At 29.5% G+C, this 21,887-nt stretch carries 20 protein-coding genes, 1 pseudogene and 1 riboswitch; of the genes and pseudogenes, 5 read left to right on the top strand and 16 right to left on the bottom strand.

Going from position 1 to position 21,887, the window contains the following annotated elements:
- Nucleotides 1-129: 129 nt before the first annotated feature.
- Both CSPA_RS30875 and CSPA_RS30870 read left to right on the top strand, forming a co-directional pair.
- Nucleotides 130-474: a CatA-like O-acetyltransferase gene (locus CSPA_RS30875; protein ID WP_341274096.1), complete on the top strand. Its 345-nt coding sequence runs from the start codon at nucleotides 130-132 to the stop codon at nucleotides 472-474.
- Nucleotides 437-757, top strand: coding sequence for a CatA-like O-acetyltransferase (locus tag CSPA_RS30870; protein WP_341274097.1), 321 nt, complete (start codon nucleotides 437-439; stop codon nucleotides 755-757). The genes CSPA_RS30875 and CSPA_RS30870 overlap by 38 nt, the downstream gene beginning before the upstream one ends.
- A 624-nt stretch (nucleotides 758-1,381) precedes the next feature.
- Here CSPA_RS30870 and CSPA_RS02790 read toward each other — a convergent pair.
- Together CSPA_RS02790 and CSPA_RS02785 are read right to left on the bottom strand one after the other, a co-directional pair.
- On the bottom strand, nucleotides 1,382-1,828 hold the full coding sequence (locus CSPA_RS02790; protein WP_015390690.1) for an HIT family protein: 447 nt from the start codon (nucleotides 1,826-1,828) through the stop codon (nucleotides 1,382-1,384).
- A gap of 400 nt (nucleotides 1,829-2,228) precedes the next feature.
- Nucleotides 2,229-3,950, bottom strand: a complete 1,722-nt coding sequence (locus CSPA_RS02785; protein ID WP_015390689.1) for a methyl-accepting chemotaxis protein — start codon at nucleotides 3,948-3,950, stop codon at nucleotides 2,229-2,231.
- Nucleotides 3,951-4,012: 62 nt separating this feature from the next.
- Nucleotides 4,013-4,095, bottom strand: a riboswitch (cyclic di-GMP riboswitch).
- Nucleotides 4,096-4,466: 371 nt separating this feature from the next.
- Between CSPA_RS02785 and CSPA_RS02780 the strand changes: the two genes are divergently transcribed.
- Nucleotides 4,467-4,799, top strand: a complete 333-nt coding sequence (locus CSPA_RS02780; protein WP_015390688.1) for an antibiotic biosynthesis monooxygenase family protein — start codon at nucleotides 4,467-4,469, stop codon at nucleotides 4,797-4,799.
- 790 nt (nucleotides 4,800-5,589) lie between these two features.
- Entirely contained in the window at nucleotides 5,590-6,429 is an 840-nt protein-coding gene (locus CSPA_RS02775; RefSeq protein ID WP_015390687.1) for an ABC transporter substrate-binding protein, read from the top strand.
- A gap of 149 nt (nucleotides 6,430-6,578) precedes the next feature.
- Here CSPA_RS02775 and CSPA_RS02770 read toward each other — a convergent pair whose 3' ends face one another.
- The 8 genes from CSPA_RS02770 to mntA all read right to left on the bottom strand — a co-directional run bounded on the left by CSPA_RS02770 (nucleotide 6,579) and on the right by mntA (nucleotide 15,759).
- Nucleotides 6,579-6,890, bottom strand: coding sequence for a hypothetical protein (locus tag CSPA_RS02770; RefSeq protein WP_015390686.1), 312 nt, complete (start codon nucleotides 6,888-6,890; stop codon nucleotides 6,579-6,581).
- 98 nt (nucleotides 6,891-6,988) lie between these two features.
- The gene (locus CSPA_RS02765; RefSeq protein ID WP_015390685.1) at nucleotides 6,989-7,312 is read right to left on the bottom strand and encodes a hypothetical protein; all 324 of its coding nucleotides are present in this window, start codon (nucleotides 7,310-7,312) and stop codon (nucleotides 6,989-6,991) included.
- 78 nt (nucleotides 7,313-7,390) lie between these two features.
- Nucleotides 7,391-8,683: a histidine--tRNA ligase gene (gene hisS, locus CSPA_RS02760; RefSeq protein ID WP_015390684.1), complete on the bottom strand. Its 1,293-nt coding sequence runs from the start codon at nucleotides 8,681-8,683 to the stop codon at nucleotides 7,391-7,393.
- Nucleotides 8,684-9,840: 1,157 nt separating this feature from the next.
- Complete coding sequence (locus tag CSPA_RS02755) at nucleotides 9,841-11,424, bottom strand: P-loop NTPase family protein (protein WP_015390683.1); 1,584 nt, start codon at nucleotides 11,422-11,424, stop codon at nucleotides 9,841-9,843.
- A 225-nt stretch (nucleotides 11,425-11,649) separates the two neighbouring features.
- Nucleotides 11,650-12,915 (bottom strand): YibE/F family protein, encoded by a 1,266-nt coding sequence (locus CSPA_RS02750; protein WP_015390682.1) that lies wholly within the window; start codon nucleotides 12,913-12,915, stop codon nucleotides 11,650-11,652.
- 113 nt (nucleotides 12,916-13,028) lie between these two features.
- Entirely contained in the window at nucleotides 13,029-14,687 is a 1,659-nt protein-coding gene (locus CSPA_RS02745; RefSeq protein ID WP_015390681.1) for a purple acid phosphatase family protein, read from the bottom strand.
- A gap of 239 nt (nucleotides 14,688-14,926) precedes the next feature.
- Nucleotides 14,927-15,355 carry a HepT-like ribonuclease domain-containing protein gene (locus tag CSPA_RS02740; RefSeq protein WP_015390680.1) on the bottom strand — a complete coding sequence of 143 codons (429 nt, stop codon included), beginning with the start codon at nucleotides 15,353-15,355 and terminating at the stop codon, nucleotides 14,927-14,929.
- Complete coding sequence (mntA, locus tag CSPA_RS02735; protein ID WP_015390679.1) at nucleotides 15,352-15,759, bottom strand: type VII toxin-antitoxin system MntA family adenylyltransferase antitoxin; 408 nt, start codon at nucleotides 15,757-15,759, stop codon at nucleotides 15,352-15,354. The genes CSPA_RS02740 and mntA overlap by 4 nt, the downstream gene beginning before the upstream one ends.
- 462 nt (nucleotides 15,760-16,221) lie before the next feature.
- Here mntA and CSPA_RS02730 point away from each other — a divergent pair, with 462 nt between their 5' ends.
- Nucleotides 16,222-16,533 (top strand): hypothetical protein, encoded by a 312-nt coding sequence (locus CSPA_RS02730; protein ID WP_015390678.1) that lies wholly within the window; start codon nucleotides 16,222-16,224, stop codon nucleotides 16,531-16,533.
- Between the two features lie 185 nt (nucleotides 16,534-16,718).
- Here CSPA_RS02730 and CSPA_RS02725 read toward each other — a convergent pair whose 3' ends face one another.
- The 6 genes and pseudogenes from CSPA_RS02725 to yabG all read right to left on the bottom strand — a co-directional run bounded on the left by CSPA_RS02725 (nucleotide 16,719) and on the right by yabG (nucleotide 21,856).
- Nucleotides 16,719-17,708, bottom strand: a complete 990-nt coding sequence (locus CSPA_RS02725) for a helix-turn-helix domain-containing protein (protein WP_015390677.1) — start codon at nucleotides 17,706-17,708, stop codon at nucleotides 16,719-16,721.
- A 69-nt stretch (nucleotides 17,709-17,777) separates the two neighbouring features.
- Nucleotides 17,778-18,548: pseudogene (locus CSPA_RS02720) on the bottom strand (SDR family NAD(P)-dependent oxidoreductase).
- A 279-nt stretch (nucleotides 18,549-18,827) separates the two neighbouring features.
- Nucleotides 18,828-19,310, bottom strand: coding sequence for a flavodoxin family protein (locus CSPA_RS02715; RefSeq protein ID WP_015390675.1), 483 nt, complete (start codon nucleotides 19,308-19,310; stop codon nucleotides 18,828-18,830).
- A 35-nt stretch (nucleotides 19,311-19,345) separates the two neighbouring features.
- Nucleotides 19,346-19,510 carry a hypothetical protein gene (locus tag CSPA_RS29005; protein WP_017810840.1) on the bottom strand — a complete coding sequence of 55 codons (165 nt, stop codon included), beginning with the start codon at nucleotides 19,508-19,510 and terminating at the stop codon, nucleotides 19,346-19,348.
- Nucleotides 19,511-19,726: 216 nt separating this feature from the next.
- Nucleotides 19,727-20,545: an oxidoreductase gene (locus CSPA_RS02710; protein ID WP_015390674.1), complete on the bottom strand. Its 819-nt coding sequence runs from the start codon at nucleotides 20,543-20,545 to the stop codon at nucleotides 19,727-19,729.
- A gap of 450 nt (nucleotides 20,546-20,995) precedes the next feature.
- Entirely contained in the window at nucleotides 20,996-21,856 is an 861-nt protein-coding gene (gene yabG, locus CSPA_RS02705; protein WP_015390673.1) for a sporulation peptidase YabG, read from the bottom strand.
- Between the last annotated feature and the right edge of the window lie 31 nt (nucleotides 21,857-21,887).

Below are 21,887 nucleotides of genomic sequence, written 5' to 3'. Positions count from 1 at the left end.
CACTTATTTGTATAATATCACTTGGACAATTTATCCTAAATACCATCGTTGATTTGAAGGTCGAATAATGTGTAGTGTAAATATGTTATAATTTAGTAAATAATATTTTGAAGAGAGAAGGTATAACGTATGTCAAATACTTATAAAGAGATTGACGAAAAAAATTGGAAGCGAGCATTGCATTGTCAGATATTTAGAAATAGTATTGAGCCAGCATTTTGCGTAACTTTTGAATTAGATATTACCAATTTTCTAAAAAAGACAAAAGAAAAGAAGCTTTCCTTTACTATGTCTCTTATCTATGTTGTTTCAAAATGTGCAAATACTATTGAAGAATTTAGATATCGTTTTGTAGACGAAAAAATTGTACTATTTAACCGAATAGATACTGCATTTACCTATTTGAATAAGGAAACAGAGTTATTTAAAGTTGTTAATGTTGAAGAAAGATACATTGGAGGAATATGTAATTGAGGCCACTAAGGCAGCTTCAAACCAAAAGGAGTACTTTACAGGTCCATTAGGTAATGATATATTTCAATTTTCACCTTTACCATGGATATCTTATACACATATTTCACATACTAATTCTGGTAAAAAGGATAATGCCACACCATTATTTGATTGGGGAAAATATTCCGAGAAAGATGGAAAAATGATGCTTCCATTTTCCATACAAGCACATCATTCATTTGTCGATGGAATACATATCGGAAAGTTAGCAGATCTATTACAGACTTATTTGAATGAATATTAACTATAAATTAAATAAGTTACTAAATTGTAAACAACAATTTTTAATATCACAATATTCAGAATAATATATGAATATCGTGATATTTTTTATTACAAAATAATAGGACGTACTAACTATTGGGATTTAAATACATCTAATGTTGAAGTTAATCTTTCAAAAAATGCAAACAACACATCCTGTACTCTAATTTAAATACATCTCATGTTAAAGTTAATCTCCAGTCTCTTACTTCATTGCCTGTCATCATTCCTCATTTAAATACATCTCATGTTAAAGTTAATCCATAGCAAAATAGCCATTCCTTAAAATCAATAATACCATCCATTCCGCTTAGAATCAACTTTTTCATAGAAATTTACCAGCTGTTTTATGAATTTTAGCTACCACTCAAAAAGTTCTTCTTTATGCCTTATTTTCACCGACTTTCATGAAATTTTTCTTGTTTTATGGCTGGGATGAAATTTAGAAATATTGAATTATAAAACCACTAAAAAATGTTCTTTGAAAATTGAATAAGTGTTATAATTAATACAATTATGATTCTTGGAGGGATAGGTATGATTCCATTTATAATAGTTTTCACTATTACTATTTTAAGTATGATGTATATAAGTAGATTAATACTTATCTTGAAAGTAGACGTACAATTTCATTTTTAATCTTTTCTTTCATTTCTTCTCTCTGCTCCTCATTCGGTCTTGTAGATTCATCAAACAATTCCTCATTTGACAATTGATATACCGAGCTAACTATAGGAGTATCACCTTTCACCCTCGGATATAAATGCCAATGAATATGAGAACATCCATTTCCAAGTAGTTCATAATTCATCTTATCAGGCTTAAATATATTAGAAACTGCTTCTGCTACTATAGACATTTCTTCAAGATGTTTTATTTTAAAAGAATGCTCTAAATTGTGTAATTCAGGACCATGCTCTTTACAATTGAAAACCGTATAACCCTTGAACCTCTGGAACCATCCTAAAATTACATATCCTGTTTCAAGTTCCATAATAAAATATGGGTCATCTTTAATATTTTTTTGCTTTTCACACATTTTACAACTCATTCTATAACCTCCTACATAAAATATTAAGTATCTTTAGTTAACACTTAATTACTATTATTCATTAGATTGTAATTTTATACAACACTTATCTTAACATATTTTACAAAATATCACACACATTATATATACTCCTCATATTATTATGTAGCTCATTTATATGTGGAATATGATATAATCCTTCTTCTAATATTTAAATTAATCAAAATGGCACGAAAATACTAGTTAAAATAAAATTAAATTAAAAAAATCTAGTAGTAATCAATTCAAATTCATTACTACTAGACTTCTAAAACAATTTCTATTTTTACTATTCAATTTTTTAATAATGTTGTTTTCTACAACATCCTCACTTGACTTTATAATTTAAATTTCTAAATAATTATAAACAAGCTACCATAAATTATATTTTAAATTTAGTTATAATACTTCCTAAATCTTCAGACATTTGAGATAAAATTTTACTAGATGAAGCTATTTCCTCAACAGATGCTAATTGTTCTTCTGCTGCTGCTGATATTGTTTGTGTTTCATCTGCTATCTTCATACTTATGTTTTGGATATTATTTACTGAAGTAACTGATGCTTTAGTCCCAACACTTATTTCATTGATGGACTTTGATATTTGGTGAATTTGTTCAGATATTGCACTTATCATTTGAAGTATTTCACGGAAACTTGTACCTGCAACATTTACAACCATTGCTCCTGTATCAACCTCTTTTGAGCTTTCATTCATAACTGAAACTGCACTGTTAGTTTTGCTTTGAACATCGTTAATAATTTTAGCTATTTCTTTAGTGGCTTCTTGTGACTGTTCTGCTAATTTTCTAATTTCATCTGCTACTACGCTGAAACCTTTCCCCGCTTCCCCTGCTCTTGCAGATTCTATAGCTGCATTTAACGCAAGTAGGTTGGTTTGTTCTGAGATACCTTCAATTGTATCAATAATTTGTCCAATCTTCGCTGACTTTTCTTCAAGCTCACTAATAATTGTTGACGTTTCATTAGTCTTTCTCTCTATTATTTCCATTTGATTAATAGCTTTTTCTACTGCTTCTTCACCAGCATTTGCAGAAGTTTGAGCATTATCCGTTAATGTTGAAACTGATTTTGTATTTTCAGATACTACATTTATTTTATCAGATATATTTTCAACTACTTTAGTAGTACTATTAGCAAATGCAAGTTGATCATCCGCACCATTCGCCATAGTAGTTACAGCAGTAGCAACAAGATTTGATGCATCTGCTGATTGTTCAGCACTTGCAGTTAATTCTTCTGAAGATGATACTAATTGTTTTGATGTATCTCCTAATTGCTTAACTAATTCTCTGATATTATTTGTCATCTTATCTAAAGCATTGGATACTGTACCAAACTCACTTTTATCTTTAAGATTCTCTGGTTTTATCTTTAATGAAAAATCACCTTGGGATAAAGCACCTATAAATATTACAAAATCATTTAATCTCTTAGTAATACGTTTTGTTATAAGTACTCCTAATACAATTATCAAAATTGATGCTGTGATAACTATAATTAAAAACGTTCCTACTGCAATCTTAAAATTTAATTTATCTGCATTATTTATTTCTTCAGCAATTTGTCTATTATGATCACCAAGTTCAACCAAACTATTCATGAAAGCTTGTACATATATATCAACATTTTTTTCATAATACTCATACGCTTCTTGATTTTTATTTTCTTTAGCTAAACTAATAACAACTTTCCTACCTTCTCTATACTTTGATAATTTATCTTCTATTTCCTTTATCTTACTTGTTTCAAATGAATCCAACTTTAAATTTTTATACTGATTCATATAATTATTAAATTGTTCAGCACGATTATCAATATCTTTAATTAAACTCTCATTTTCTGCATTATCCGTTGTTACCATAAGTCTATAGATATCAGCTGTAATAGCTCTTGCATGAACTCTAGATTCGCTCAGCCATTCACTGGATAATAACCTTTCATTATACATAGAATCAATACTTTTACTAGATGATAGTAAAAAGTAATATCCAGTTATACCTACTGCAAATAACCCTATTAAAGAGCATATTATAAGTAATGTTAATTTCTTACCTACCTTTAAATTATTAAGCCATCTCATTTTTTAATCTCCTATCCTTATACTTAAAATTTCAATAAAAAAACCCGCCAACAATTAATAACTTAATTGTTGGCAGGTTGCACCACTAACTCCGAATTCTTAAGGTGCCCAAATAAAAGAACTCATCATCGTTTCCAACTTTCCATGACACTATATTACAAAATATTATAATATTCACTATATAAATATTATATCACCTACATATACAAATGTACACTTATTCTACTATTGATAAAGTGTTCAGTTAAACTTATTTCTTACCTTGAAAATAACAATCAAAATATATTCATTACCTCAAATCACATGATCAGCTGACTTTAAGCTATGTGCTGTATAAATGCACTGTGGCTTTTTCAAATGGAAGTGCCTAAACCTTATATTGGTAAAAATATGCTTAAATTAGCAGTTTGATGTAATAAATAAAAAATATGTTCTTTGAAAACTGAATAATGGGATATTTTATAAATATGTTATAATTTATTATATACATTATAACTTGAAGAAGGAGTGAATATAGTGAGTATCACTGTAAATTTATACTATTCAGGAATAAACGGAAATGCCAGAAAATTTGCAGAAGAAATGGAAAACAGCGGTACTGCTGCCGCCATCCGTAACGAAGATGGAAATGAAAAATATGAATATTTCTTTCCGATGAATGATCCTGAAACAGTTTTACTTATCGATAGTTGGAGAGATCAGAATGCAATTGACGCCCATCATGCTTCACCAATGATGACAACTATTGCACATTTAAGAAACAAGTATGATCTGCACATGAAGGTTGAGCGATATGTTTCTGATACTGTAGAGGTTCCTTCTTCAGATGTAAAATTCATCAGGGAATAATTACAGAAATTTCAGCTTGCTCTATGAATCAGCAAGAACTTTGAATTTATAGATTATATAAAATTTAATAACTGATTTAAGAATCACATTATTCAACTAAAAAATGAATAGTGTGATTTTTGCGTAATACTAGAATAACTTGTACTAACTAGTTAGATTTACATACATCTAATGTTGAAGTTAATCTTAATATAGATTTGCATCTTATTCATTGGATCGGATTTAAATACATCTCATGTTGAAGTTAATCCATAGCAAAATAGCCATTCCTTAAAATCAATAATACCATTCATCCCTCTTAGAATCAACTTCCACACAAAAATTTACCAGCCGTTTTATGAATTTTAGCTAACATTCAAAAAATTCTTCTTAAGTCCTTATTTTTACTTACTTTAATGGAATTTATCTTGCTTTATGCCTGGGATAAAATTTAGAAATATTGAATTATAAACTAATAAAAAACTTATTAATTTATATTCTATCCAATGCCAGATATAATGTAGCTAGTGAAATAAAATTCATGCAAGAGTAAGAAATAATGTCTTTGGTTACAGGTATACTGTTTGTTTACTGCTCTCTACTATATCTAAACTTAATACATCTTATATTAAAATTAATCTCTGTATAACATGTAGATTTGACGTAGCAAAAATAAATCGTAGATTATATGTAGCCAACAATAAAACTATTCTTTTTTAAATTTGAAATTCTTTAAAACATGAATAAGTCATATTTCAATTTCAAACAATAACTATAAAAAATAGTTCACGTTTTAAGGAGATTTTTACTTATGAAAAAAATATTCACTTTAATTGTTATTATAGGTCTTATTGCAATAATTGGATGTGATACGAATAGTAGTAAAATTACAACAACCAATATTGCATCAGTAAAGGATAGATTACAAACAATAAAAGAAAAAGGGACACTAACTTTTGTTTCAGCAGATGCCCCGCCTTTTGCTTATATAAATCCTGAAACAAATAAGCTAAGTGGAATTGATGCTGATATCATAGCTGAAATTGCAAAGCGACTTGGAATTAATAAAATTGAAGAAAAGAAAATAAAATTTGCAGATCTATTAAACCAACTAAATACTGATGATAGTATAGATCTGGCAGCAGATGGAATATATATAACTCCTGAGCGTGAAGAGATAGTATCATTTACTCAGCCGCTATATAAGGAATCAGAAGTTGTTATTGTTCCAAAGGCTTCAAAAATTAATTTTAAGGATGATTTGAAAAATGCAGTGGTTGGAACTATAAGAGGTACGAAATTTGCGGATTTAATACAAGATTGGAAGAAAAATAACTTAGTAAAAAATGTGCTGTTTTTCGAAGATAATACTAATTTATTGAATGCTATAAATAATGGGGAAATTGATGCAGGTGTATCTGATTCAGCTTTGGTAGAATATTCTTTAAAAAACAATAGCTTCTATTTAAAGATATTAAGTGATTATACTCCTGAAATACATGGACTTGTAGGAATAGCAGTTAAAAAAAGCGATATCACATTATTAAATAATCTAAATGAAAAAATTAATGAGATGAAAGCAGATGGTACGTTGTATGCGATTCTTGTAGATAATGGATTAGATAAAAGTAATACGATTGAAAATCAATGACATAAGTATAAGTATAAACTTAACATATGTTTATATAAACTTTAATTTTAATGTGTCCTTATGATTCGCATGTGGAATGTATATTCTATAGATATCTCGCAGAATTTAGGGTAAAGGAAAAAATAAAAAAGACACTCAAAAAGTGTCTTTTAAGAGAAAAATACTTCTCCTTTACCAATTACTGCTATTCTGAAGTCGGGGTCAAAAGATACCACATACTTTGGAGAATTAGGTTCCATTCGTATAGATTGATATAAAGAATGTGTTTTATCAAAAACAAGTACATAGACATTATCAGTACTAGAAATATTTTGAATATTATAACTAGGTTTTGATGGTAAATTAAGATCCGATGGTGTATATAAGCCTTCCTTAAAGATATTGCCTATAGCTAAAGGTATTAAAGTAATATTAAATGATAAGAATAATAAAATTAGCAATGAAATAAAAAAATTCTTCACTATAATTTCCACCTTCCGCTTTAGTGTGTGTGATAAATATTTTAATTATATTTACAAAGGAAAATATCGTATTAAAATATAAAATACATTCTCTAAAATTATGTTTCAGAGATAGATATGTCTCCATTACCAATTATCAGTATTTTATACTCTGATTTAAGAGGAAATAAATTAAATTTTGGTGATTTAGTCTCCAATCGTAAAGATTGTTGTACAACATTATTTTCATTAAAGACAAGTACAAAGACACTATCAGCAGAGGATTGATTTTGTATCACATAAGTACTATTGGGTGCAAGTTTTAAATCAGATACTGTATATAAGCCTTCTTTAATGCCACTAGTTTGAGCTAGAGGGGAAATAGTCATTATATTAAATGATAAACATAATAATATTAAGAATAAAATAGTAAATTTTTTCATTATCAATCCACCTTTCAGCTTTATTTTATGTAGCAACCATAATAATATTCAAATATGTTATTAAAAATTTACCTAAAATCAATCCTCAGCGCCAACTATTGTTTCCTCTCCACTAACCATATCTTTAATTTTCACTTGTTTATTTAAAACCTCATCTTCACCAATTAGTATTACATTTGGTATTCCTAACTTATTAGCATAGTTAAGTTTTTTCTTTAATTTATCATCCTCAAGATATATTTCAGCATATTTCCCCTTCCTTAATAATCCATTATAAACCTCTGCACAATATTCTAGCGTATCCCCAATTGGTATGATTAAATATTCTATTGATTTTTCTACCTTATAATCCTTTAAAAAGCCTATTTCTTTTAGTACAAAAAATAACCTTGTAAGTCCAATAGATATTCCTACACCTGGTAAAATATTATCTGTATAATTTTGAGCTAAATTATCATATCTTCCACCAGAACATATTGAACCATATCCTTCATTTCCTGTTAAAAAAGTTTCAAATACCGTTCCTGTATAGTAATCAAGGCCTCTTATAATTTTTATATTTATTACATACTCATCCTCCTCTACTCCAAAAATCTTTAACATATTTCTAACTACAGAAAGTTCCTCAAGTCCCTTTTCAAACTCCTCTGAATTCATAGCTAATTCTCTTAATTGTTTCATTATTTCTTCATTACTTCCATTTATATTAATGGCCTTATTAATAACATCAGCTTTTTCTTGCCCTACTAGTTCAACCAGTGAATTTAAGAACTCTTCTTTTCCTATTTTGTCGTACTTATCAATTAACCCCATAACTTCAATTGCATTTATAATTTCTAAATCTTTCAAGATAGCTGATAGTATTTTTCTATTGCTTATTTGAAATTTATAGTCTTTTAAACCAATAGCCTTAAACCCCTTAGATACCATACTAATTACCAATGCATCATTATTAACACTAAGCTTATTATTTCCTATAATATCTATATCACATTGATAAAACTCTCTGTATCTTCCTCTTTGATTTCTCTCTCCCCTATATACTTTGCCAATTTGATATCTTTTAAAGGGAAAGGTTAATTCATTGAAATATTGAGCTGAAAATCTAGCAAATGGTACAGTTAAATCAAATCTCAAAGATAGATCATTACTTCCCCTATTAAATCTATATACTTGCTTTTCAGTTTCACCTGCACTTTTTGCAAGTAGCACCTCAGATTTTTCAATAATTGGGGTGTCCATTTCTAAAAATCCATTTTGCTCATATACATTAGTTATCTTTCTCACCATATCTCTAAATATTTGCTGTTCCTTTGGTAATAGCTCCATAAAGCCTGGTAATATACTTGGTTGTACTTTATTATTTTTCATAGTTCATTCTCCTCCTCATATTTCCTTTAATCTTTAAACATTACATATGCAAAAAACCATGCAGGCATATATCCTACATGGTTTAACAAATTACTACTAACATCTAATTCATTATCACCAGCAGATACAAGCCTACGAATTATAGACTTGCATCTGCTTTTTAACAGACTAAGTCTTGCTAGTGATGATGTATGAAATTTACTATTTTCATATTAAATGCTTTCATAATATTTCCTCCTAAAATTTATTGTTATTATTATATAACATTCAGATTCTATTTTCAATTCTAATAAAAATTAATTCAAAAGCAAGAAATAGAATGCTTGGTTACAGGCATTCTATTTTTTTTGCTGTACTTTATTATATTTAAATACATCTCATGTTAAAGTTAATCACGTTTTGACGATATGAAAGCGAAAAGTGCAATTTTATTTAAATACATCTCATGTTGAAGTTAATCAGAAATTGAAGTTGTAGAAGCTATGGACCTTATTCTATTTAAATACATCTAATGTTAAAGTTAATCACAAGCAATATACAGAAGGCTATAAAGTCAAACTGGTATTTAAATACATCTCATGTTGAAGTTAATCCATAGCAAAATAGCCATTCCTTAAAATAAATAATACCATTCATCCCTCTTAGAATCAACTTTCACGCAAAAATTTACCAACCGTTTTATGAATTTTAGCTAATATTCATAAAATTCTTCTTAAGGCCTCAGTTTTACTTACATTAATAGAATTTATCTTTCTTTATGCCTGGGATAAACTTTAAGTTTAAATAAGAAATAATAACCTTGGTTACAATTCTACTATTTTTACTTTAATTTTTATATATAAACTTAATACATCTCATGTTAATGTCAATCGCTTTAATGTTATTCAAAGCTAATAATAATACAACATTTAAATACATCCCATGTTAATGTTAATCCAAAGAAAAAAGCTCATTTCCATATCAAAATAAATCTCATATCCCCGTCAGTATAACGCATTTACAAAAAATTTACCAAGCGACCATTACATAATTTCATTTATAGAAAATAGCTCCCTAATCCATTGCTACCTCTAACCCTATATGTCTTAAAAAACTTTTTTTGTCTGGTAAATTATATTATTAATTTCTTACTATCCTCCTAAATTTTTAGTAGAACCTTAACAATAAACTTCGACTATCTCTTTCTTTTTCCCCTCAAAAGTCACAGTACTCCTTGCCACATTTCCTGCTTCACCCTTAAGTTTTCTGAAATCAAATATTAAGAGATACCCTTCTTCTAAACTATACTGCTCAAGATATTCAGCTAATTGAAGCATACCCTTTTTATGATATTCTTCTCCATTCCACTTCTTCAACTCCAAAATATACATCTTCTTGTTATAAGTTATAACTATATCAAAGCGCTTTTCTTCCCCACCCTGCACTTCTTTAAATGCGAACCCAGTTCCATTTATGACAGGACTTATAAACGCTAGAAAAACCAATCTTCCATCTGCCTCTAGAAACTCTTCTCGCTTTTCTGAATACTCATGTTTTAAAAATTCCTGAAACTTTACAAGTATTTTTTCTATATCTAAATCTCCATTTACTTTTATGAATTTTGCACTTTGATTATAAGCTCCTACCTCTGTTGAAGTTTCTATTAATGAGCTCATATAATTATATATTCTTTGCTCATATATTCTATTATGAATGTTAACTTTTCCATTATTATTTTTGAATATACCGTACATTATTGCCATATTAATAATTAAATTATCTTGATTATAAGTAATATCTGTACCGTCTAAAATTATTCTTTTAACTAATACTTTTAAATCATTATTATTTTCTATATTCTTAATAAGACTATCAAAATTAGTATTGCTCTCTTTTAAGATTTCTTTAACTGCCAGCTCCATATAATCTTTTTCCCATTTCAATTCCTCTTCTGCCATTATCTTTTCATCTATAATTTTGCAAAGCTTACTAACTAAAAATGGATATCCAGAAGTATAAAAATAAAGCCTTTCTGCAAAGTAAGCTTTATCTAAAACTACACCTTTATTTTCAGTGTAATCATCAAGCATTGTACCTATTTCTTCTTCTGAAAAGCTCATATCTACATTAAAATCAGAAGCTATATTCCATGGACTATTGTATTTACTTTCTTCCTCTGGTCTTATTTTCAGTTTTAAACTTTTCACATCATGGACTCCTGCAAGTATTACACTATAAAAGGTATAATCTTTACCAGTGTTTCTTAATAAGTACTTATTTCTAAGCATTCCTAAAAAACTCAAAAACAATTGATTATTGCTACTTTTATCAACTTCATCTATCATTAAAATTACTTTCCTATTACACTTTAATATAAACTTTGTTAAAAAGTGCGATAAATCATCCATAGTTTCTACATCATTTTTTTCATTTTTTACAAATTCTGATATTTCTTCATTACCCATGAAAAGAGTTCTTTCAATCAAATTTAAAAAGCCTTTTGAGAACCTTTTTTCTTCTTCAAAAATTAAATCTCCAATACCTTCAAAACTTATAGATATAACTAAATATTCACTATCCTCATTCAAAAGTTTTTCAAGTAGGTACAATGTTGTAGTCTTTCCGTACTGTCTTGGTCTATTTATAATAAAATATTCTTCATCTTCAATTAACCTTATTATTTTTTTCATTTTATTCGAAGTATTTACCATGTAATGTTTGTTAGGTATACAAGTTCCCGTTACATTAAACTTTTTTCTCATATATCAATTCACTTCCTCATTCCATCATATATTTTATTCTACCATATTTAGCTTTTTTTAAACATAAACAAAAACATGAATAGTAAAGTTATCACCTCTCTAGCAAACCACAAGTCTCCAGCAACTTCCAAGTGACAGTCCCCAACAAAAAAAGCTGAATACTATCACCCCCATAGTTCTCAGCTTTTTTTACAATATATAATTCTTTAATAAACACTTTTTAAATTACTTTCTGCTCATTTCTAAAGCATACCCATTTTTCAAAGTACTTGTCATTTCCTTATTTTCTGCTAATTCTCCATCTTGCGCTTTATAAGAACTTTGACTTCCTTGAAGTAGCTTTGCTGCAATAGCAGCTACAATTGGCACTGTTAAAACAACTGCTAAACTTCCACAAATAGCATTAAGAATATCAATTGCAATACTATTAGAATTAAACAATTGCCTAAACTGTACTTGATAAGAATACATCAAAATGAAAGAGAAAATAGATTCCCCTAAAAATGCTAAAATAAGCGTATTACTCATAGTTCCCATCATGTCTCGCCCAATATTCATTCCTGAGCTAAATAATTCTTTAAACGTAGCATCTTCCTTTTGCTTCTTAAGCTCATTTATAGAGGTAGCAATGGAAATAGCAATATCCATTACAGCTCCCAGTGAAGCAATTATAATTCCTGTGAACAGAAGATCCTTCACTTGAAGTTTAGTTTGACTTGCAATATTAAGCATTGCATCTGCATCTGTAGAAGTATAGCCAGATATGCCTAAAAGCTTACTGAAAATAAGCATAATGATAACTGATACAATTACACCTGCTACGGTTCCTAATATGGCAGATATACTTTTTCGGTCAAAACCTCCAACTAAAAATAGGGTCACGCAGGAAGTTATTATAACAAGTAAAATAGTTGCAAAAACCACAGATACTCCATGGAAAAGTAGTGGAATAAATATGAATAAAACTGTGGTCAAAGTAAATACAATCCCTAGTATAGAATGAAAACCACGCCAGCCTCCTACTAAACACATTACTCCAATAAAAATACCTATAAGCACAAGTAAAGGAACAACTCTAGATGGAGCAAACATATAAACATTTACCAGTGATTTATCTCCAGTAGAAGTATTAATAGATACTACAATATCCTGCCCCTTATGAAGCACAAAGTTAGTATCATAATTAAGAGCATTATTAACTTGAAAAGTCTGCCCTTCATATTGTCCACTTTCTATAAGCACATTAACAATTTGTCTCCCAATATATAGTTCGGAGAAACCTGAAGGGTTTATTACCTGCTCATCGATTGAAACAACCTTACCTTTTTCGTAATGCAATTCTCCTCCAGCCCCTGAGCTATATGGATTATAAATCGGCGTATGTGAACTAAAACTCACAGCCATTACGATATAAATTAATAAAACGGCAATAGGTCCAATAATTTTACCACATATTTTTATAGATGAATTCCAATTTAAATTTACCTTCATTTTGCTTCTCCTACTTAATATACTGCTCTTATAAAATGCAGCTTAATTTTATGTAACAAGCAGCCTAGTCTATAGAATATAAACTTGACTGCTTGTGCTTCACTAAAATATCCTTATTTCTTTGTAATTGTGTAGCTGTCAATTAGTGTTTGATTTTCAACTGTAAAATCACTTGTTGCATATGTTTTAATTGTGAAAGTATCATTTGTAAAACTTATATCAGAGTAAGATGGAACATATCCTTGCCATCCAACAACACTAAAGGAGTGATCAGCACTTCCGCCAATTGAATCATTATTACCTTTGTTTACATCATAATATTTACTTCCTGTACCTGTATCAAGAGTAAAGTAAACTGTTCCTTTAGGATTAGTTACACTGTTTGGATATTCTTTTGTTGCATAAGTAGCATTTGGATTTGAAGTACCTGGTGCTTGAGCGCTTCCATTATTCTTCAAAGTTTCAGGAGCTCCAGTACTAGGATCAACAACATTTCCATTTAACATTTGTGCAGTACGAGTATAATAATGATCGTGTCCTTGTAATACAACATCGATCTTATATTTATCCATCATTTTTGTCCAAGTATTACGTATTGTTAAAACTGGATCATCAATTTCATTTTTAGTATTGTGATTAGCTTCACTATACGCTGATTGATGCCATGAAGCCACTTTCCATTTTGCATTAGGGTTAACCTTAATAGCTTCAGCTATAAATTGATCATGATCAGCGGTACCATAATTATTTGCATTCAATACCATGAAAAGTACTGGGCCTGCTGTAAACCAATAGTCACCATCATTTCCATATTGAGTAGCACCAAGCTTACCTAAATTTGGTTGATTATAGTGGTACCCATAATATTCACCCATTTGATGATCGTGATTACCTGAGAAAGCAGCTAAAGGCATACTTTGCATATAATTTACTGAATCATCAGGATTGAAAAAGTCTCTATATTGATACCATTGTCCATCCGATGCATTTGAAGGTTGAATCAAGTAATTGTAGTCATTAATTTGATCTCCCATTGTAAAAAGGAAGTTTAAATCTTTATTTTGAGTCACTAGTTTAAGCATATTTTTCCATGCTGTTTTGTCATCGCTTAAATTCTTATGACCACCTGTAGCATTTGATTTAGCAGTACCCTTTGAATTATCAAAGGCACCAATTTGTGGATCACCAAAAGCAGCAAAGGTTACTTTATCTGCTGGCAATGTATTAATAGTATAAATTGGACTCCAATTTCCTTGTCCATCACTTACAGAGTAGGAATATTGTGTGTCTGAGTCTAAGTCTTTTACTTTAGCTTTGTTTGAATATTCACCAGTTGGAGCATTTAATGCCTTTTTCCCATTATAGACATTATCCCCCTCATTAGCAGGATTACCTACTCCTTTAATATCAGCAAGAACTGTATACTTTTGATCAATGGATTGTGTTGCTTTTACAGCCATCTGGTCTGCATCTTGAATAGTTGCAGATGAAGGAAAGTCTGTACCCTTCATATCAGCTGTACGTGCAATCTTTATTTGTGCTTTTCCAGAAGCTTGTGTAAACCAAGCAAAATCAAGTTCTTTTGGATCTGAACCAACACCTGCATTAATGTTGTATGCTCCTGTCACCTTAGGTAATGAAAAACCTTGAATTCCTGAGCTACCTGTAATCTCAGCATTAACATTTGTTATGAAAGGTATACAAGCTGATGTAGCCATAACCGTAGCTACAGCAATTGGAAGAATAAATTTAACATTTTTATTAATTCTCATATAGTATTACCACCTCAATAAATAATTTGTCCCTAATAAAAAAGGTACTCCTTTAAGTTTAAATCACTGTTAAGTCGTGGTTAATTCTACTTTAAATCTCATAAATTTCCAACAAATAACCCAAATAAACCTGTAAATCCTCTAAAATAAAGGATCTACAGGTTTCCATTTTATCTTACTTCTATTACCCTTACTCCGCGTTTCACGGTCCCAGCTTATAGCATCAAATGTCACAAAGTTTAGTCTCTTAAATACGCTTTTGCTATCTTAACTATTTCCTCAAATTTATTATTATAGGTTAAAATATGTTCAATTAATTCTTCATGCTTTGGCTCTTTGTATCTATGTGATATTCTATTTCTAAGTAATCTTGACTTTTCAAGAAATACATAAGTTTCTTCATTTATGATTCCATTTTCTTTTAAAATGATTAAGCTGTCATGTAGAGTAATTCCTATTTTATATTTCTTTATTTCTTTAAGAACTATAGAACACAAGTCTTCTAATATTGTATGAAAGCTAACGAATAATTGTCGCAAGCTTGATTTTGATAATTTAATGATCAATTTGTCATCTTTTCTAGTTGCTAATAATTCTAGGCATTCGTTTATATCCACAATACATTCTTGCATATCTTCTATTATTTTAATTAGTCTTTCTTTATTCAATATAGAACATCTCCTCTTCTAAAATACATGAAATTTTCATTTTCCTTATAAATTCTATCAGTTTCATTATATATAGCTTCCAATGCTTCATTATTATCTAAAGAATAAATTACCTTACCGTTATTTAAAATGTTTATCTTTACGAATAAATCTACTTCATCATTTCTTAAGTCTAAAACATCTATTTCTCTATCCAATAGGTTTTGTAAAAATAATTCTATATCTAAAACCCTATCCAATTCAATTTCAGTATCAGCTATCATGGCTAAATCTACATCTGATTCTTCATTAAAGTCATTTCCATTTATACTGCCAAACAAAATCACAGTTATGATGTTGTATTTATTTATAAAATCAACAAATTCATTTGACTTCAATTTATCTATTATCTGCTCCTTATCCATGTGCTAACCACCTACCTTTAATTATTTATAAGCAATCTTATCTTTTATTCTACCATATTTGAATTTATTTAAACATAAATTATAGACCCAACTCTAAGGGCTTAGTCAAACTAAATATTATTTTCTTCACTATGTTTAATTTTTGTTAAAATTAAGAAATCAAGTATATTACCAAACATAAATAGTTTATAATAATTTATACTTTTTATGTAATGACTCAAGTTAAAAAATAGAATATTGAATGGGGAGATTTGTATTAGAAACCAAATCAATACTAATAAACTTAAAAAGAAAATTCGTGGATATGGAAGGGTTTTGCTTGCTTTTATTATTGTATTGAGTTTATTTATTACATACCCTTTTATCACTGGCTTTGTTAACATAAACTCTAAAAAAACAACAATTAATAATACATATTATAAAATCAAAATAGCATAATAAGTATGAAAGGTGGTTTTAGAAATGAAAAAAATTATTTTTGTATTTCTTATTTTATCATTTGTTATAATAGGCGCTACTACTCCTATTACAACAAATGTATTTAAGGAAGGTATTTATAACTTAAGTGATTTTGAAGCCCTTTTGACAGATAAAATTTATGAAGTTCAAAACGTCTCTACAAATAAAAGTTCATTAGTAATTATTTTGGATAATAACTTAGCTACACTTCAATCTATAAAACTTAATCCTAAATCTATTAAATATGACTTAACGCCATTAAAATCTAACTACAAAATAATAGTGGTTGGTGATGGCGATATATATATTTCCTAAAGCAAAGCATTATATTGTTGATTATAGCTAGTCGTCTATGTAAATTCAATTAATTTGCTACTATATTATTAAACCTAAAATAAAATCTCATATTCTGTACATAGCTTAAAAAAAGAAATATCAAAAATATAAGCAGTGCTATTAGATACAAATAAAAATCCATAGCTATCACATGAATTTTTAAATTAATTTATTTTCTTTTTATACTCACTTATCGTCATTCCAGTCCATGCATTAAATGCTCTTACAAAAGAATTTAAATCTTGATACCCTAATAGGTAAGCTATATCATCACTCGATATAGCTGAATTTTTTAAATAATGCCTTGCAAGTAGTTCTCTGGTATGGTTTAGCTGTTTTTGGAATGTAGTATCTTCTTCCTTTAACTTTCTTTGAAGAGTTCTTGTGCTACAGCCTAATTTTGATGATACATCATCTATACTTCCTTCTCCTGCCGGTAAAAGTTCTATAAGTGCGCTTCTAACTCTAGCTGCATAAGTGTCATCTATATCCAATTCGCTAAGTCGTCTTCTTAGTTCAGGCTCAAAATATTCCCACATAGCATCATTTTGACTTATAAAAGAACGAAATGCATCTTCTTTTGATATTGTCAATATGTTTCTGGTTCCTACTTTGGGTCTTATTCCAAAAAACTTTTCATAATTATCGTTATCTATCTTATGCTTTGTCACAACTTCTTTAGGGATAATACGAATTTTAGTAGCATTTCTAATGAGTTGTACTAAAAATACCATTTCTATTGCAACTAAAAACTCTGGTAATTCATTTTCTGTATTTTCAAAAGTCAGCTCCAATGTTATATTATCTTTATTTTCATTAACTAGGAATACTAATGGACATATAAGTTTCTTATATGTTGATATTCTTTTCATACAAGTCAATACATTCCTACTGCAATAAGCTGCAAATATAGGTGGAGAAAATGTTTCTATATTTTCTATTGTACCAATCCTTATTGGGATACACTCATCATTTGATAACTCTTTTAATATTTCCATAAAATTAATATATTCAATTGCCGTTAAAGAAGGCATCTGATGACTAAATAAATCTTCAGGTAAGTTAGATTTTTTTAGTACTTCTGCAATTGATATGCCAAGACTTTCGATTAAATCTGCAAATTTTCTATCTAGTATAAATTTATTAGTAGACATTTAAACTCCTTCCATATCTATCATTAGATATTTATTTAAAATACGGATTAGTGTATCTCTCTTTTGAATTTATTCATTTTTATTTTTTTGTTGTATTTGATATATTTGTTTTAACATTAATTTTTTAGGCATAAATTGTAACATACTCATCATAACTTTTTGAGGAACTGTAACCCCTGCAATAATATCTAATTTACCTTGCAACATTGCATTATAGCCATCTTTTGCAACAATATGTTGGCTCACTGTCTTTGCAAATAAAGGTGTATTACTCATATCATATGTTTTTGTAAATTTTGTTTCTGTTGCACCTAGTAATAATGCTGTAACTGTTACATTTGTATCATGTAATTCTTGTGCTATCGCATTACTAAAAGATAAAACGTAAGCTTTTGATGCATAGTAAACAGCCTGCAATGACCCAGCCATAAGTACTGCTGTTGATGATACATTTAGTACCTTACCACTATTTCTTTTTACAAAGTCAGGCAAAAATAATCTTGTTAAAGTAGTGAGAGTAACTATATTAACTTGAATCATTTGTAAATCTAATTCCATAGGACGCTCATGGAAATAACCGTGTCCTCCAAATCCAGCGTTGTTTATAAGATAATCTACTTCGATGCCTGCATCTTTTACTTCATTATAAATCTCACTAGGTGCCTGTGGCAATGTTAAGTCCTTTGCAATAACTTTTACTTTAATATTATATTTCTTTTCTAATTCTTGTTTCAGTTAATTTAATTGATCCTCTCTTCTTGCAATTATAACAAGGTCTCCACCATTTGCTGCGTGAATACGAGAAAATTCTCTTCCTATTCCACTAGATGCTCCTGTAATTAATGCTTATTTTTACAGATATAATAGTCATCTATTGCATCAACAAATTTAACTTAATCCTATGTTAAGATTATATTCTCTATTTTATTGAATCCTAACATCATTATACGCCATGATTTTGTCATTTTGCGCCACGGTATTTCTTATTAATTATAAAAAGCAGCTTATATAGTTGAATATATACAGCTACATAAGCTACTATTAGTGTACCATAAGCATCATTTTGCTAAATCCTAATTTTTCTGCCACATCATCTCTCTTTATTCCAAGAATTGTGTCTTATTCGTTCACTATCTTCTTAGCCCAAACAATCGCCTTTTTCTTATTATTCTCTTTCTCGTAGCTTAGTGGTTCCAAAAACTCACACTCTCCTATTATCATGTTTCCGTCCAATAATTTTTTCATGTTCTCTAGTGTTTTACCCTTCTGTCCACCATGGCAACAAAAGAGCCCAATTTTTTTTCCTAACATAGAATAATTTTTTAAAAAAGTCCTTATTGGGGGAGCAAATGTATAAGTCCATACAGGTGAACCAATAATTATTAAATCATAATCTGTTGGATTTTTTTCCATTGCACATAAAACAGGTTCACTTTGACTAACAAGTTGCCTAACGCCCCATCCAACCTTCATCAGACCTGACGCATTCATAGTTTTTTTCGTCTTCAATTCAGTGATATCTGCATTGATTTCTCTTGCAATCGTTTCTGCAATAAACTTTGTATTTCCATCATGAGAGTAATATATTACAAGCTTTTTCACTTCTAACCTCCTATTATTAAGAATAAACCTTCTGATTATACCATCTCTTTTTGCTCAGACAATTCTCTTGACAAACATAGTAGCTGTTCAAGAATTGCATTAGAATTCTGCATGGATTCACCCTGTTCCTTAATTGAATCTACAATTCGCTCTGTCTCTGCAAAAGCCTGAATAGATGCCTTTTCTGTTTCTTCCGTCATTTTTACAATCTTTTCTTTAAAATATGGGTAACGAAGTTTTCCAGATAAAAATATCCACTGATTGTGTAATTCAAGTTTTCAGGATCTGTTTTATTTTTAAAGATATGTAATAAATTATCCATATATAATTTACCTCTCAAAATATAATATTTATTTTAATCTTTCTCTCATATAAATCCTTTTTCATTAGGACTACACCTTAAGTCTAGAATTATACTAACTGAACATTTTGATAATCCTATCATAAGCACGATCTCCAAAAACTGCTTTCATGAATACCATCGGTTTTGCAAAATAACCTACTAGATAACGTGTTTTAGGTCTCCTTACTGTTATAGCTTTACCAATACAACGCGCAATCAATTCTGGTTTCGACATTTGATTTCCAGTATAATTCTTAATCATACCATCCGCTGTTTTGCTGGCTGCTTGTGCATATGCCCCCTTTGCTGATGCATCTCGGAGTTTTTCTGCGGCAATAATACCCCAATCAGTTGTTATTCCGCCTGGCTCAATAACAACTACATCAATCCCAAACGGTTCCAGTTCCAATCGTAAACAATCCGAAAAACCTTCTACTGCGAACTTGGTTGCATGATACCAGCCACCAAATTTAGTCCATATCTTTCCGCCCATAGAGGAAATGTTAACAATTCTACCAGATTTATTTTTTCTCATACTTGGCACTACAAGTTGTACCATTCGAGCAAGCCCAAACACATTAACTTCGACCTGACGACGTGCTTCTTCCATTGGTACATCCTCTATTGCTCCATATGAACCATATCCTGCATTATTTACAAGTACATCAATTTTGCCTTCCTTATTAAGTATCTCATTAACACATTTAACCATAGACTCATCATTTGTCACGTCTAAAGAAATTGTATGTATTCCTTTTACCTCAAGGTCTTGCATCATATCTTTTCGCCTAGCTGCTCCATAAACTATAAAACCTCTTTTGTTAAGTTCGATTGCAGTTGATTTTCCAATACCTGAAGATGCACCTGTAATTAGTGCTACTTTTTTACTCATATATAACCCTCCTATATTTTATAGATGTAATAGTTATCTATTGCATAAACAAAATTAACTTCATCTTATGTTAGGATTATATTATTTATCTCATCAGATTTTAACATCATCATGCGCCACGATTTTATCAATTTGTGCCACATTATCTTATTAATTATAAAATTTAATATTCTACCTATAAAAAACGTACTGGATTTCTCCAATACGGGCATATATAAACTATAGCTATGTATCTATTAAATTTATACAAATATGCTCCAAACCCACACTTTATAAGCAAATTCTTATATTCTTTAGAAGTTCTACTAAATATCCATATATCTTTTACAATGACATATAACAATACTGCCAATAAATAAGGCACAATCAAAAAAATAATAGACCAGTATGCTTGCCTATTATTTTTTTAATTGTGCCTAACTTCAATTAATTCAATCAAACCAAATCTTCTTAAATATAAGGCGACTTAGGATACCCTTCCCTATACTTCCCCCTAGTCTGCAATCCTCCAACACCCCTTATTCCAGTTATGGTATTTTCAATTACATCTGTTATAGAAACCACCTTATCTATTCTAGTATAAGCAATCTTCTCACATACAAAGACAGGGTCTAAGCAGTGGATTAAAACTCTATTAGGGCTTGAGGCAAAATTAGCACCTACATCCAAAATTCTTTCATAGCAGCTTTGACAGGCCCCCGCAAATATTACTAATTCATCATAACTTGAATTATAATTCCTTAAATTTTTTACTGATTCTAAATAATATCTTGAATTTCTATAATTATCTAAATCCAAATAGTCTCTAGGTTGTTTTAGTACACTATCATGTCCAGTCAACACTACTATATCTGGCTTAATTTCCTTAACTAAATCCACTATTACCCTTGGTTGGTCTGCTTCAGCTATAGCTCTCCCAACTGCATCCAATGACAGTTGTTTATATACCTTCAAGCAAGTTTCCATATACTCACTATCACCATCTACATGCAATATTTTCCCTGGCCTCCCAAACATAAGCTCATTTTTATTCTTTATTTTAGGGGATTTTTCAACCTTATCCCTAAAATCACCTCTAAGTATCATGGCTTGCTTTATGGCTTCATTCACTCTTGTATTTAAAATTTTATCTTTAGAGCCACTATTTTCATCTGCAAGTTCAAGATCTTCCATACTTGCATCAGCAATTATTCTTATATTAATCCCCTTTAAAATAATATTATATTTTCCATCCTCTTCTCTTATATCAATAACCTTAAAGGTAACATCTTTATTATAGGATTTCCTTACAACAATATCACCAATCTCCATAGTTTTCTCCTACAAATTCCTTCATAACTTA

This window comes from Clostridium saccharoperbutylacetonicum N1-4(HMT), from assembly GCF_000340885.1.
GTDB classification, from domain to species: Bacteria; Bacillota; Clostridia; order Clostridiales; family Clostridiaceae; genus Clostridium; species Clostridium saccharoperbutylacetonicum.
Note: the sequence above shows the minus strand (reverse complement) of the source record. Positions and strands in the feature narration are given on the sequence as shown.

What these genes read in the sequence shown, in the direction of transcription:
- CSPA_RS30875 (WP_341274096.1), top strand. Translation starts at nt 130, where the DNA reads ATGTCAAATACTTATAAAGAGATTGACGAAAAAAATTGGAAGCGAGCA.
- CSPA_RS30870 (WP_341274097.1), top strand. Translation starts at nt 437, where the DNA reads ATGTTGAAGAAAGATACATTGGAGGAATATGTAATTGAGGCCACTAAG.
- CSPA_RS02790 (WP_015390690.1), bottom strand. Translation starts at nt 1,828, where the DNA reads ATGAGTTGTAAAATGTGTGAAAAGCAAAAAAATATTAAAGATGACCCA.
- CSPA_RS02785 (WP_015390689.1), bottom strand. Translation starts at nt 3,950, where the DNA reads ATGAGATGGCTTAATAATTTAAAGGTAGGTAAGAAATTAACATTACTT.
- CSPA_RS02775 (WP_015390687.1), top strand. Translation starts at nt 5,590, where the DNA reads ATGAAAAAAATATTCACTTTAATTGTTATTATAGGTCTTATTGCAATA.
- CSPA_RS02765 (WP_015390685.1), bottom strand. Translation starts at nt 7,312, where the DNA reads ATGAAAAAATTTACTATTTTATTCTTAATATTATTATGTTTATCATTT.
- hisS (WP_015390684.1), bottom strand. Translation starts at nt 8,683, where the DNA reads ATGAAAAATAATAAAGTACAACCAAGTATATTACCAGGCTTTATGGAG.
- CSPA_RS02755 (WP_015390683.1), bottom strand. Translation starts at nt 11,424, where the DNA reads ATGAGAAAAAAGTTTAATGTAACGGGAACTTGTATACCTAACAAACAT.
- CSPA_RS02750 (WP_015390682.1), bottom strand. Translation starts at nt 12,915, where the DNA reads ATGAAGGTAAATTTAAATTGGAATTCATCTATAAAAATATGTGGTAAA.
- CSPA_RS02745 (WP_015390681.1), bottom strand. Translation starts at nt 14,687, where the DNA reads ATGAGAATTAATAAAAATGTTAAATTTATTCTTCCAATTGCTGTAGCT.
- mntA (WP_015390679.1), bottom strand. Translation starts at nt 15,759, where the DNA reads ATGGATAAGGAGCAGATAATAGATAAATTGAAGTCAAATGAATTTGTT.
- CSPA_RS02730 (WP_015390678.1), top strand. Translation starts at nt 16,222, where the DNA reads ATGAAAAAAATTATTTTTGTATTTCTTATTTTATCATTTGTTATAATA.
- CSPA_RS02725 (WP_015390677.1), bottom strand. Translation starts at nt 17,708, where the DNA reads ATGTCTACTAATAAATTTATACTAGATAGAAAATTTGCAGATTTAATC.
- CSPA_RS29005 (WP_017810840.1), bottom strand. Translation starts at nt 19,510, where the DNA reads ATGACGGAAGAAACAGAAAAGGCATCTATTCAGGCTTTTGCAGAGACA.
- CSPA_RS02710 (WP_015390674.1), bottom strand. Translation starts at nt 20,545, where the DNA reads ATGAGTAAAAAAGTAGCACTAATTACAGGTGCATCTTCAGGTATTGGA.
- yabG (WP_015390673.1), bottom strand. Translation starts at nt 21,856, where the DNA reads ATGGAGATTGGTGATATTGTTGTAAGGAAATCCTATAATAAAGATGTT.